15 protein-coding genes, 1 pseudogene and 1 riboswitch are annotated in these 12350 nt (G+C 47.4%); of the genes and pseudogenes, 4 read left to right on the forward strand and 12 right to left on the reverse strand.

What is annotated here, in order from left to right; all coding sequences use genetic code 11:
• Positions 1-22: 22 nt before the first annotated feature.
• The 4 genes and pseudogenes from ptsG to KNP93_RS02805 form a co-directional block, all read right to left on the reverse strand.
• Positions 23-1525, reverse strand: a pseudogene (gene ptsG / locus KNP93_RS02790) (glucose-specific PTS transporter subunit IIBC); the annotation flags it as partial.
• Positions 1526-1745: 220 nt separating this feature from the next.
• Complete coding sequence (glcT, locus tag KNP93_RS02795; protein WP_214852968.1) at positions 1746-2603, reverse strand: glucose PTS transporter transcription antiterminator GlcT; 858 nt, start codon at positions 2601-2603, stop codon at positions 1746-1748.
• 101 nt (positions 2604-2704) lie between these two features.
• Complete coding sequence (locus KNP93_RS02800; RefSeq protein ID WP_012371179.1) at positions 2705-3022, reverse strand: YuiB family protein; 318 nt, start codon at positions 3020-3022, stop codon at positions 2705-2707.
• 81 nt (positions 3023-3103) lie between these two features.
• Positions 3104-4315 (reverse strand): NAD(P)/FAD-dependent oxidoreductase, encoded by a 1212-nt coding sequence (locus KNP93_RS02805; protein ID WP_214852971.1) that lies wholly within the window; start codon positions 4313-4315, stop codon positions 3104-3106.
• 241 nt (positions 4316-4556) lie between these two features.
• Here KNP93_RS02805 and KNP93_RS02810 point away from each other — a divergent pair, with 241 nt between their 5' ends.
• A complete protein-coding gene (locus KNP93_RS02810; protein WP_131972356.1) occupies positions 4557-5552 on the forward strand; it encodes an NAD(P)/FAD-dependent oxidoreductase in 996 nt (331 codons plus the stop codon).
• A gap of 61 nt (positions 5553-5613) precedes the next feature.
• Here KNP93_RS02810 and KNP93_RS02815 read toward each other — a convergent pair whose 3' ends face one another.
• The 4 genes from KNP93_RS02815 to KNP93_RS02830 all read right to left on the reverse strand — a co-directional run bounded on the left by KNP93_RS02815 (position 5614) and on the right by KNP93_RS02830 (position 7984).
• Complete coding sequence (locus tag KNP93_RS02815) at positions 5614-6135, reverse strand: GNAT family N-acetyltransferase (RefSeq protein WP_214852974.1); 522 nt, start codon at positions 6133-6135, stop codon at positions 5614-5616.
• The gene (locus KNP93_RS02820; protein WP_214852978.1) at positions 6132-6638 is read right to left on the reverse strand and encodes a GNAT family N-acetyltransferase; all 507 of its coding nucleotides are present in this window, start codon (positions 6636-6638) and stop codon (positions 6132-6134) included. The genes KNP93_RS02815 and KNP93_RS02820 overlap by 4 nt, the downstream gene beginning before the upstream one ends.
• A complete protein-coding gene (locus KNP93_RS02825; RefSeq protein ID WP_188004628.1) occupies positions 6635-7501 on the reverse strand; it encodes an NAD-dependent epimerase/dehydratase family protein in 867 nt (288 codons plus the stop codon). Before KNP93_RS02825 ends, KNP93_RS02820 begins: the two co-directional genes overlap by 4 nt.
• Before the next feature lie 132 nt (positions 7502-7633).
• Complete coding sequence (locus KNP93_RS02830; RefSeq protein ID WP_012371185.1) at positions 7634-7984, reverse strand: HesB/IscA family protein; 351 nt, start codon at positions 7982-7984, stop codon at positions 7634-7636.
• A 117-nt stretch (positions 7985-8101) separates the two neighbouring features.
• Positions 8102-8242: riboswitch (FMN riboswitch) on the forward strand.
• Between the two features lie 155 nt (positions 8243-8397).
• Between KNP93_RS02830 and KNP93_RS02835 the strand changes: the two genes are divergently transcribed.
• A complete protein-coding gene (locus KNP93_RS02835) occupies positions 8398-8964 on the forward strand; it encodes an ECF transporter S component (protein WP_131502143.1) in 567 nt (188 codons plus the stop codon).
• Positions 8965-9027: 63 nt separating this feature from the next.
• On the opposite strand, the gene KNP93_RS02840 is transcribed toward KNP93_RS02835, so the two are convergent.
• Positions 9028-9261 (reverse strand): YuzB family protein, encoded by a 234-nt coding sequence (locus KNP93_RS02840; RefSeq protein WP_012371187.1) that lies wholly within the window; start codon positions 9259-9261, stop codon positions 9028-9030.
• Between the two features lie 92 nt (positions 9262-9353).
• Between KNP93_RS02840 and KNP93_RS02845 the strand changes: the two genes are divergently transcribed.
• Positions 9354-10406, forward strand: a complete 1053-nt coding sequence (locus tag KNP93_RS02845; RefSeq protein WP_131502144.1) for an NAD(P)/FAD-dependent oxidoreductase — start codon at positions 9354-9356, stop codon at positions 10404-10406.
• A 15-nt stretch (positions 10407-10421) separates the two neighbouring features.
• Here KNP93_RS02845 and KNP93_RS02850 read toward each other — a convergent pair whose 3' ends face one another.
• The gene (locus tag KNP93_RS02850) at positions 10422-10727 is read right to left on the reverse strand and encodes a DUF1462 family protein (RefSeq protein ID WP_131502145.1); all 306 of its coding nucleotides are present in this window, start codon (positions 10725-10727) and stop codon (positions 10422-10424) included.
• Between the two features lie 111 nt (positions 10728-10838).
• Between KNP93_RS02850 and KNP93_RS02855 the strand changes: the two genes are divergently transcribed.
• A complete protein-coding gene (locus tag KNP93_RS02855) occupies positions 10839-11066 on the forward strand; it encodes a NifU family protein (protein ID WP_012371190.1) in 228 nt (75 codons plus the stop codon).
• A gap of 44 nt (positions 11067-11110) precedes the next feature.
• On the opposite strand, the gene KNP93_RS02860 is transcribed toward KNP93_RS02855, so the two are convergent.
• Together KNP93_RS02860 and KNP93_RS02865 are read right to left on the reverse strand one after the other, a co-directional pair.
• Positions 11111-11875, reverse strand: coding sequence for a TIGR01457 family HAD-type hydrolase (locus tag KNP93_RS02860; protein WP_131502146.1), 765 nt, complete (start codon positions 11873-11875; stop codon positions 11111-11113).
• A gap of 6 nt (positions 11876-11881) precedes the next feature.
• Complete coding sequence (locus tag KNP93_RS02865; protein ID WP_214852981.1) at positions 11882-12325, reverse strand: DUF86 domain-containing protein; 444 nt, start codon at positions 12323-12325, stop codon at positions 11882-11884.
• Positions 12326-12350 lie beyond the last annotated feature (25 nt).

Raw genomic sequence — 12350 nt, forward strand, 5'->3', positions numbered from 1 at the left:
ATTAGACTGATTTTTCTTGTTTACGTGATGCGATGACAGCTTGAATTTCAGATTTAATGTTATCTGATTTCGGTCCGTAGATCGCTTGAACGTTGTTACCAACTTCAAGAACTCCTGCAGCACCTAATTTTTTCAATTCATTTTTGTCAACTTTTGATTTATCAAGGACTTCAACACGAAGACGTGTGATACATGCGTCCAGGTGTTTAATGTTTGATTCAGAACCAAGTGCATCAAGAATACCTGCTGCGAGTTCAGAACCTTGTGCCATTGATGTCTCTTGAACTTCGTCTTCACGACCCGGTGTTTTCAAGTTGAACTTGCGGATTGCGAAACGGAATCCGACGTAGTAAACAACTGCAAGAACAAGACCGACGACGATGACGAGCCACCACTGCGTGCGTCCTGGAAGGACACCGAAGAGAAGGAAGTCAATCAATCCACCTGAGAATGTCATACCGATTTTAACGTTCAAGAGTTGCATTGTCATGAACGAAAGACCTGCGAAGACTGCGTGAACTGCGAACAAGATTGGAGCAACGAATAAGAATGCGAATTCGATTGGCTCTGTGATACCTGTCAAGAATGCTGTAAGTGCTGCTGATCCAAGAAGACCACCAACGATTGCGCGACGCTCTGGGCGTGCTTCATGGTACATAGCAAGTGCTGCTGCCGGAAGACCGAACATCATGAACGGGAATTTACCAGTCATGAATGTACCAGCTGTCAAGGCAACGTTATCTTTTAACTGAGCGAAGAAGATCGCTTGGTCACCGTGAACAACTGTACCGGCTTTGTTCGTGTATGAACCGAACTCGAACCAGAATGGTGCGTAGAAGATGTGGTGAAGACCAAATGGAATCAATGAACGTTCAATGAGACCAAAGACGAATGCTGCAAGTGTTGGGTTTTTCTCCATCATGAAGTGGGAGAATGTGTTCAACCCGTCTTGAGCGAACGGCCAAACGAAAACAAGTACAAGACCTGCAAATAATGAAACAACTGCTGTAACGATTGGAACAAAACGTTTTCCTGCGAAGAATCCGAGGAATTGCGGCAATTCGAGATTATGATACTTCCCGTATGCCCAGGCTGCGATTAAACCGATGATGATACCACCGAAAACACCTGTTTGAAGTGTCGGGATACCGAGTACGTTTGCGTATCCTTGTCCGTTAGCAACCATTTCTGGTGTAACGCCGAGCCAAACGCTCATTGTTTTGTTCATGATCAGGAATCCGACGATGGCAGCAAGTCCGGCAGCGCCGTCTCCTGCTAATCCGATCGCGACACCGACCGCGAATAAGAGTGCTAAGTTACCGAAGATGATATCCCCGGCTGCTTCCATCAATTTTGCAACCTTGATGATTGCATCATTTTTTAAGAACTCGAGTTTTGACGTCAAGTTCGGATTTTGCATCGCGTTACCGAATCCAAGTAAGATCCCGGCAGCAGGCAAAATCGCAACAGGAAGCATCAACGCTTTACCGACACGTTGAAGAACAGCAAAAATCTGTTTGAACATGTGTGTTTCCTCCTTTTGATGTACGAGCTAAGAATAAGGAATAATACCAATGACAGGTCGAAAAAAGTCAGACATCTGACCGATTTTTACAGAAAAAAATCAGGCACGAGCGGATTGTAGACAAAATACACTTATCCCGTAAAAATAGAAACGGAAATAAATCATCTTGCCCGACATCCCACTCATGCCTGATCGTATCAGTAACACGTAGTCCGTGCGGTCATTTACCTAAATCGTACTGCACTAAGCGTTGCAGATGCATCGTAAGATACGTCGCTTCACCGCGCGGTACCGCTTTCTTCAACTGACGTTCCATGATGGACATCAGCTCCCAAGCAGTATCATAGCACAGCGGATATTCTTCGCGCAATAGCTTTTCTACTTTTTCTGGCGCCTCTAGGTACTCCCCATTGGAAACCCTTTCAATCGCTGAACGCAAGTGCCGAATTAAACGCTTGTAATCCAGTGATTTCCGGTCGATTTTAATTTGTAATCGTTGTTCAATATGACTGGCGATCAATCCGACCAATTGATGATGCCGGTTGACTTCGAGCACATCTTTGAAGTTCGTCGCCGAATGAATATGAAGGGCGATAAATCCCGTTTCGGCCGGCGGTAAATAAAAGTTCATCTCGGCACTGATGAATTCGACGATTTCTTCCGCGAGCGCATACTCTTCCGGATATAACGCTTCCGTTTCCGCAAGAAACGGATTCGTGACTTCCATTCCCTGTTCGAGCCGCTTGAACGTAAACGTCAAATGGTCCGTCAGTCCGATGTGAATGTGCTCGTCGACCCGTTTTCCGAATCGCGTTTCGATCATAGAAACGATCTCATTCATCAAGGCGATGAAATTTTCATCAACGTGTCCGACAAGCGCCTTGTACTGCGCTTGTTCATCTTTATCTTTTAACGTATATACTTTTTCTAGCTTTTCAAGATCCGTTAGTTGATCGCCTGGCTTCCGACCGAAGCCAATCCCTTTTGCGAGGATAATGACTTCCTGGTTGGCACCAGTCGAACAAATGACGACATTATTATTTAAGACTTTGATAACGCGGTACATTTGTTTATCCATTCGCTCTCAACCCTATCTGCTCTTACACATTTTTTAAAAGACACTGATTTTATTATAACGTGTTTTCACATACTAAAAAAGCCTACTCACTCAAGTAGACTTTAAAACATTTGGTAACCGCTCTTACGCAGGAAGCGAATCGACATCCCGGCGATGATGATTCCGGCAAGTCCGGCAACGAACATCGTGATATCCGCCGTCTGCAGACCCATGATGCGTTCCCCAAGTTTCGGGATCGCTTCACGCGCATTCGTGAAATAATCCAGTGTCGACTGATTATCAATCATCATGATGATGATGATCGGATACAGGACAAGCATGATCCACGTACTGCGTAACAACATGTTTAAGATAAAACCGATACTAAAGAACATGACGAGATACAGAACACTCCCGATCACGGCTTGAATGATATGCATAATGTTCCCCCTTTAAATCTCTTTTAGTATAACCGACAAAAAAGGCAAATGCACGAGTGTACATTTGCCTAAAACGTGAACTTAGAATTTACCTTTTTTGATGGCAAGACCAATCTTTTTAAGCTCAAGGAAATGTTTGTTGTCGATGACTTTTTTCATGAACGATGCATTACGGCCGTAAATCTTCTTACCGAAGACCATTCCGATTCCATCTTTATGACCAAGTGAAGCGACAGTTCCTTTGTTTTCGTATGTGAATGTCGATGTTTGACGTCCACCGATGAGTGCTGCAATGTTTTCAGCCACTTTATGTGCCTGTTGTGTTGCGATTTGTGCTGTCGGCGGGTATGGACGGTTTGAAGCCGGATCCATAACAGCTGAACAGTCACCAATCATGAAGACATTTTCATGTCCAGGAACGCGGAGGTCTTCTTCGACGACAACACGGTTACGCATTGCTTCAAAACCAGACGCTGCAACAACAGGGTTACCGCTGACGCCACCAGTCCAGATGATTGTGTTTGCTTCGATTGTTTCTGTCGTATCCCCTTGGAGCGGTCCGAATGTAACGCTGCCCGGTCCACATTCCTTGATGCCGTTACCGAGTTTAAACTCGATGCCTTGGCGCTCAAGCCATTTGTGTGCGTAGTTTACGAGATCTGCATCGAATCCCGGAAGAACAGTCGGTGCAGCTTCGATATTGACGACACGAACGAGTTCGCGCGGGATGTCATATTGTTTGCACAGTTCAGGAATCCGGTTGACGAGCTCACCCATGAACTCGATACCTGTAAACCCGGCACCACCGACGACGATTGTCAAGAGTGAACGGTTTGTTGAACCTGTCGTTTTATACTCTGCGAATGAGTAGTCGATGTGCTCTTTGATTTTACGGACACTGTTCAATGAACTGATTGTTAGAGCGTTCTCTTTCAATCCTTTAATGCCGAATGTTTCAGGAACTCCACCGAGTGCCACGACGACATAATCGTAAGGAACTGTTCCACCGTCGACGAGCTTCACTGTGTTGCTTGCTGTATCGACTTTTTCGACGATTCCTTTAACAAGCTTGACGCGTGAAGGGTTGATGACATCGTTGATATAGATACGTGCTTGTTCAGCAGACATCGTACCTGCTGCTGGTTCATGTAGCCACGTTGTTTGATAGTGATAATCGTGTTTATTGATTAATGTGATGTTGGCTTGGTCGACGCCAAGTTTTTTTTGAAGGTTGACTGCTGTGATCAATCCACCGTAGCCGGCTCCAAGAATAACAATGTTTGGTGTGTTCATGTTCTGATACCCCTTACGCATAATAGTTTTGTTGTGATTTTCTTCACATTCAATTGCAGATAAATGCTCAAAAACTTTGTTCAAATAATGTTCACACGTCTATACGTTTATTGAACCATTTTCTATCATAGATTGCAAAGGGAAATTATGCAAACCAAAAAAAATGTGAGATGTCCCGTACTTGCAACATCGAACCCTACTTCCTATATAATAGAGGTATCCAATTTTAGGAGGGACTCAGATGCACCAACCATATGATGTCACGATTATCGGGGGCGGTCCGGTCGGGCTGTTCACCGCGTTTTATTCAGGCATGCGTCAAATGAAGACGAAAGTCATTGAAAGTCTGCCGCAACTCGGCGGACAGCTGGCGACGCTCTACCCTGAAAAATATATATACGATATTGCCGGCTTCCCGAAAGTCAAAGCCCAGGACCTGGTCGACCGTCTGCTGGAACAGGCAAATGAATTTGATCCGACGTATGTGCTCGGCGAAACCGTCCTTGCTTATGAACGACTTGATGACGGACTGATCCGTCTCGTCACGAACAAAGGTGAACACTATACGAGAACCGTCATTCTGACAGCCGGAAACGGTTCGTTTGCTGCCCGCCCGCTCGGTGTCGCCGATGCCGAACGGTTCGAAGAAAGCAACTTACACTATTTCGTCAACGAGATGGACCGCTTTAAGGACCGTCAAGTCGTCTTGCTCGGCGGCGGCGATTCTGCCGTCGACTGGTCACTGATGCTTGAGCCGATTGCAAAATCAGTTACCCTCGTCCACCGACGTGATAAGTTCCGTGCCCATGAACATACGGTCGAATTGTTGCATAACTCGTCCGTCAATGTCATGACACCGTATACACTCGAATCGGTTACCGGTGAAGACAGCATCGAAACGTTGACATTCAAACACGCCGAGACGGATGAAGTCATCGTCGTCGGTGCCGATGATGTCGTCTGCAACTTCGGTTTCGTCTCATCACTCGGTCCGCTCAAGGAGTGGGAAGTCGAATTCGAACGGAACTCGATCCGTGTCAACTCGAAGATGGAAACAGCGATTCCCGGTGTTTTCGCCTGCGGCGATATCGCGACCTATGACGGTCGTGTCAAATTGATCGCGACCGGTTTCGGTGAAGCGCCGATTGCCGTCAACCAAGCGAAGTTGCTTGTCGATCCATCGGCACGTCATCCGCAGCACTCGACAAGTCTGTTTGAAAAAGTTAAAAATCATTAAGGTATAACCAACAACAGCGCCACCTCGATTTCAGGATCGAAGGGACGCTGTTTTTTTTGACTCAACTGTCGGATGATGATTCAAATAGAATCCGATACGTATACTCGACCAGTTGTTTCCCGCCCCGCGCGATTGATTGTTCGGAAACGAGTCGTCCGCCGAAACGTTCGTAAAAGTGACGGGACGGGTTATCTGCCAGCACACTTACAATACAGGACGGGAAGCCTTTCCGTCCGAGATCTTCCAACACGTGATCAAACAACCGTTTACCGGTTCCTTGCCCCTGATGGCTTTTCAAAAGATAGAGCGCGTACAGTTCTCCTTCCGTCGCATCATTTTCCCTGTTTGGTCCACCGTTCGCAAAAACGACGATTTCGTTTGTCTGATCAAGCGCGACGAAAACCGGACCTTCGGCAAGGCTTTTCCGCCAACCCGGTTCCCGCTTCTCCTGTGACAATTGATCAAAATACGCATCCGGAATGATTTTCCGGTACGTTTCCTGCCAAGATTTAATCTGAATCCGCGCAATCGCGCCAGCATCTTCCATAACGGCACGCCGGATCGTCACAGGTCCTGATTTCATAACGGAATGACGAAACGCCGGACCGTTGTCCCGTCTTCTTTGATAAAGGATTCAATCTCTTGACCGCCGTTTGCCAGGATTACACGGCCGGATGCGGCATTCTCTGAACTGCAGGTGATCAAGACCGAGCTAAGTCCCCGCTCCTTTGCCACGCCCAGTGCTTGGCGTAATCCTTCTGTCGCGTATCCCTTGTTCCGCTCACTCGGTCGAATCCCGTATCCGATATGACCGCCGACTTGTTGCAATTGATCGTTTAAATCATGTCGGAAATTTACTGCCCCGAGGATCGTTCCCCCGTCATATAACCAATACGTCGAATGGGTCACCCAATTAGCGGGCGCGATCCGTTCCTCCTGTTCCTGTTCTTCTAAAAAAATTTCCAATGGTAAGAAGGTTTTACTGACGACGCTCGGAACGATGGATTCACCGGATTCTTGCCATTCTAACAAATACTCGAGGTACTCCGGTTCTAAGCGTATCGTTGGTTTGATCAACGTAATCATTTGTGGTTACGGACCTCCTCTTCAATCAGTCGATCGAGCCAGTCGTCGACATGTTGGAAGATATAACCGGCCTGCTTGGCTGCTGTCGTATCCATATAGAAATCATGTGCCGGTGCAAGCGGTGACGGCTCTTCGCCTGCCGTCTCAAAACGCGATGTCGTTCCTGCCACGTGATCAATTTTATCCATCAAATCTTGAATCGACAACACGCCGTCACTCGCGGCATTTATCGGTCCGGTCATTGTCGAACGGCCGCACCATTCAAGGAAGGCTGCAGCTTCATAACTTGAGATGTACCCCACCTTCGCATACAAGTTTTCAGCAACGATCGGCTGATCGGCCAAAGCGCGTTTGACATGAAAGACCAGCCGTTCCGTGTAATCATCCGGTCCGAGGACAACCGGGAAACGGACGGCAATGACGGGGAAAGTCGCCCGTTGGAAGAAATAACTTTCCGCCTGACGCTTTCCTTCGCCGTAATCATGTTCTTTTTCGAGGTCGTATTTCCCGGGAAACGGATTATAGGACCGTTCGGAAACATTTGTCCCGCCCTGCTCATAGACCGACATCGTCGACGTCAGAATGTAACGACCGACTTTCCCCTCGAATGCATCAACAGCAAGCTTCGCCTGATACGGATTAAAGCAGATATTGTCATAGATGATATCCCAGTTTTGACTTCCAAGATCCTTCATTGTACTGCTTGATGTCCGGTCCCCTTTAAAAAATGTCAAGCCCTTCGCGACAGGCGGCGTATGTTCCCCACGCGTGACAATCGTCACATCATCCCCCGATTCCGTGAGCCGTAATGCCAACCGTCGACCAAAGTAGCGTGTTCCACCGAAAATCAGTACCTTTCGCATCGATAGTCCTCCCTCGTCATAGCGTGCTAACGTTCTTGTTAATTCTTCTCCACGTGCCTTAAAAAGTCCTGTCGCTTTGCGCTGAAAACAAAAAAAACGCAGACGGCATCGTCTGCGATAAAAGTTTTTTGATTAGCAACCACCGGGTGTCCCGGCATTTGTAGCCGTCCGGAACGACGTCCCGCAACCGCATGTCGCGATCGCATTCGGATTCGTAATCGTGAATCCGCCGCCGAGCATCGATTGTTTATAGTCTACTTCCAGTCCCTTGACGACCGGATAATCTTTTTGATCAACGATGACTTTAACCCCGTGTTGCTCAAAAGTTAAGTCCGTTTCTTTTTCACTGTCAAAGCCCATGCCGTAGGAGAGACCACTGCATCCGCCACCTTGAACGAGCATGCGCAGATTTTGTTCATCGTCCGGCGCCTGCAACATCATCTCTTTGACTTGGAGTGCGGCCGCTTCTGTTAAATGAATCATGTCATCACCTTCCCTTTTTTATTAGTATACGCAATTTTAAGGGGAATCGAAACCTAGTTGCTTGAAACAATCTTGAATTCGTTGTATAAAGGAGTTGTATCAAAAAAAATTAAATCGTTCCATCTTCAGGGCAGGGTGAAATTCCCGACCGGCGGTAAACAGGCGATTCGTCTGAAGCCCGCGAGCGAATAGGGCGCTATTTGCTGATTCTGTGTGACTCAGGAGCCGACAGTATAGTCTGGATGGGAGAAGATGGCGGCATGTTTCTTTCTTGAACCGGTTTTTGCAAAAATCGGTCAGGTTTAGTTTACTGCGGACTTCTCCCCTATCGAACACTTCGATGGGGGTTTATTTTGGACGCAGACATGCCAATACTTCATCGAGAGGAACGAGCAAAAGGAGATTATACTCGTATGAAACGCACACAAAAAATGGTCACATTATCCATGTTAGGTTCAATTTCGTTTGTTCTTATGCTACTGAATTTCCCGCTTCCTTTTTTACCGAACTACTTGAAGATTGACTTCAGTGACGTTCCTGCTTTGATTGCTGCCATCATGTTCTCACCGGTAGCCGGCGTCATCGTCGAAGCACTCAAAAACGTCCTGTACTACATCTTCCGCGGAAGTGGTGTTCCGGTCGGTGAACTTGCCAACTTCGCAGCTGGCGTTGCTTTCATTCTTCCGGTCAGTTGGTTCTACCATAAAAAGAAATCTACAAAAGGTCTTGCAACCGGTCTTGTCGCTGGTACAATCACGATGGCACTCGGTCTTGCAATCCTCAACTATATCTTGATTCTTCCAGCGTACGCTTGGTTCTTCGGTATGGACTACATGCTTGACCCTGCCGTCAAGTGGACGACGATCACGGCTGGTATTCTGCCGTTTAACATCATCAAGGCGATGTTCATCTCAGCACTCTTCATTCCGCTGTTCCTGAAACTGAAGCCATGGATGACGCGCCGTCAACAAACTGTCTAAGTCCGAAGCTGCGCCCGCTGACAGACACGAATCCCCGGTCTCATCTGAGACACGGGGATTTTTTTAAAGTTCATTCTCTTCGATTTTCTGATAAATCTTTTCAAGCAGTTCTTCCGGCGTCTCGCCGACAACGGTTTCCCCGTCAACCAGACAGAAATGATCGAGGGAGCAGATGCCGCAATAACCAAGACAACCATATTCGACAACATCGACATTCGGGTCCCGTTCGAGTTGTTGCATGACGACCTGGGTCCCTGTCGCTAAGTTACTGATACAAAATTCAATAATCGGATTCACTTTTTTTCCTCCTTCAGGCAGGAATTATCTTTCCTCATGTCGTATTATACAAGGTCAGACTGATTTAGGGGAACTAAGGGGGATTTTAAGTTATGAAGCAACTAGTTGTTTTAGGTGGCGGATATGGCGGTATGCGGATCTGTGAACGATTCAAGGATGAGGACGTGGCTGTGACGCTCGTCGATCGTTTACCATATCACGCGTTAAAAACAGAATACTATGCACTTGCTGCCGGAACATTATCGGACCGGGATGTCCGGATTGCGTTTCCGGAAGGAGAACATCTCTCATATAAGTATGGACATGTCATCAAGATTTCACCCGAGACGAACTCCGTCCATCTGCAAGACGGTACGGAACTTTTTTATGATGATTTAGTCATCGCGTTAGGGTGTGAAGATAAATACCATAACATACCGGGCGCACAAGAGTTTACGTACAGCATCCAGACACTTGAAGAGTCGCGCAAAACACAACAAGCGATTTGCGGACTTTCTCCCGGTGCGGTTGTCTCAATCGTCGGAGCCGGTCTATCCGGAGTCGAACTTGCCAGTGAACTGCACGAAAGCCGGAAAGATTTAAAAATCCGCTTATTTGACCGCGGACCGTCTGTCTTGTCGTTCCTTTCGGATAAGGTCTCGACCTACGTCCAGGAGTGGTTCGAGGAGCATGATGTCGAGGTCATCAATAACTCCAACGTCACATTCGTCACGGCAGATGATGTTCAAAACGGTGATGATGCCTATCCATCGAATTTGACGATTTGGACGGCCGGGACACAACCGGTCAAAGTCGTCCGTGATCTCGGTTTTGAAGCCGACAGCGGCGGACGGATCAAGCTGACGGAACACCACCATGTGCCGGAACATGAAAATGTGTTTGTCATCGGGGATTGCGCCAGCCTGCCGTACGCACCAAGCGGTCAGCTCGCCGAACATCAAGCCGATCAAGTCGTCGATGTCCTGCAGGCGAAATGGGCTGGAAAGAAGTTACCGAAACTGCCGGAGATCAAGTTACGTGGGATGCTCGGGTCACTCGGAAAATCAGATGGTTTCGGAATCGTCATGGGGAAACAAGCCTTGACAGGAAAAGTTCCGCGTCTTCTGAAGTCCGGTGTCCTTTGGAAACACAAAAAGATTAAATAAGAAAAACGGCGCCGGTCATTTCGGCGCCGTTTTTTCGATTCTTTGATCAATCGCTTGGGTGATTTTCTTCAGTTGAACGTATCCTTCATCAACCATTTCACCATCGAGCAGGACGAGCGGATAAAAATAGACATCGTCCTTTAAGGCTGTCACCCACTCATCTTCAAACGGTTCATCTTCAAAATCGACGTATTCAAATGTTAATGTCGTCCCGTATTTTCGTCCGAGAACGGCTTGCAGCCAGCTGTACGTCTCTTCGGAACTCGGTGCTCCGACACAGCTCGGACAAGTCTTCGCAGCCCCGTATACCTTGATTTCCATCCCATATCCCCCTTTTCTTTCTACACTTCTTTTTCAGTATACAAGTTTTCCAGATTGAGAACATTTTTCAACCCTGTTACAATGATTCTATAAGAAAGGATGTGTTTACGCATGGAAATGTTTGATCAAGTAAACGAAGTACTCGAAAAATTGCGTCCGTTCCTTCTTCGTGACGGAGGAGACGTTGAACTCGTAGATGTAGAAGATGGTATCGTCAAACTCCGTTTGATGGGTGCTTGCGGCAGCTGCCCAAGTTCAACAATCACACTGAAGGCTGGTATCGAACGTGCCCTGCTTGAAGAAGTAGCCGGCGTCGTTGAAGTCGAACAAGTTTTCTAATCAGTAAAATCCCCACTGACATCCGTCAATGGGGATTTTTTTGTTTAGAGAATCCATTCCGCCAGCGTATCGACCATATAGGTCGGTTGCGCGTCTTGTCCTTGAATGAAGACCGGTGTATGGACGCCGGAATTGACATGCATCGTCCGGATGCCACCATTGATGCCGAACAAGATGTCCGTATGGTAGTTGTCCCCGACCATGATGAGGTCTTCTTTCGCAAGTCCAATCATTTCTGCTGCGATATTGACCATGACCGGTTCCGGTTTCCCGATATAAAACGGTTCTTTTTCTGTCGTCACGCGTAAAACGGATGTTAATGCGCCGTTCCCCGGTAAGAATCCGCGTTCTGTCGGAATCGCGATATCTCCGTTCGTCGAGATAAAACGAGCTCCGCTCCGAATCGCGAGGGCTCCGACCGCTAACTTCTCATACGTAATCTGACGGTCAAGACCGATGACGACATAGTCGGCATGCTGGTCTGCGACGACCTGTAAGCCTTGACGCTCAAGAGCATCAATCAGCCCGCCTTCTCCGATTGCATAGACCTTCGCACCCGGATCGAGTTCTGCGATGTAGCGACCTGTCGCCATCGCACTTGTTAAGACGTGTTCCGCGTTCGAGTGGACACCCATGCCGCGTAATTTTTCCGCGACCGCTTCTGCCGTCATCGAAGCATTGTTCGTGACGAACAGATACGGTACGCCTTCTTCCTGCAACCGGTTCACGAAATCGACTGCTTCTTTGACCGGTTCTGTCCCGTTATACATCGTACCGTCTAAATCAAATAAATATCCTTGTGCTTTCATCCTGGCTCACTCCTCATTTGGTAAAAATGCAGAGACGGGTCCGAGTTCTGTCTCTAAATAATGTCGGACGGCGTCCGGAAAACGACGCAATTGCGTTTCTTCCTCAAAAAGAACAGTCCGGATCTCTGCCGTACTCAATGTCGTAAATTCACGGACGATTCGTGTCCGCAATGCAACGATCCGTTTTAAGCTCGTCGCAAGTGACGCATCGATGACCCGTTCATCTTCTAAAATCATGACGATATCTTCATAACTTCCCGGATCACGCATGATGAAACCATCAATCATACTGTTCCCGATATCGATGATACTTTCAATCACTAAAAACCCGATCCGTTCCCACGCAAGTGAAACTGTCAAAGCATCCCCCGTTAACTCTTTGCTTTGACGCAATGCCGTTTCAAAACAAACAACGGTTTGTTCAATCTTTTCACGATTTACAAAATACACCTTACATTCCCCCTCACATCCTTCA

The sequence above is a fragment of the Exiguobacterium sp. s166 genome, assembly GCF_018618855.1.
Lineage (GTDB): Bacteria > Bacillota > Bacilli > Exiguobacteriales > Exiguobacteriaceae > Exiguobacterium_A.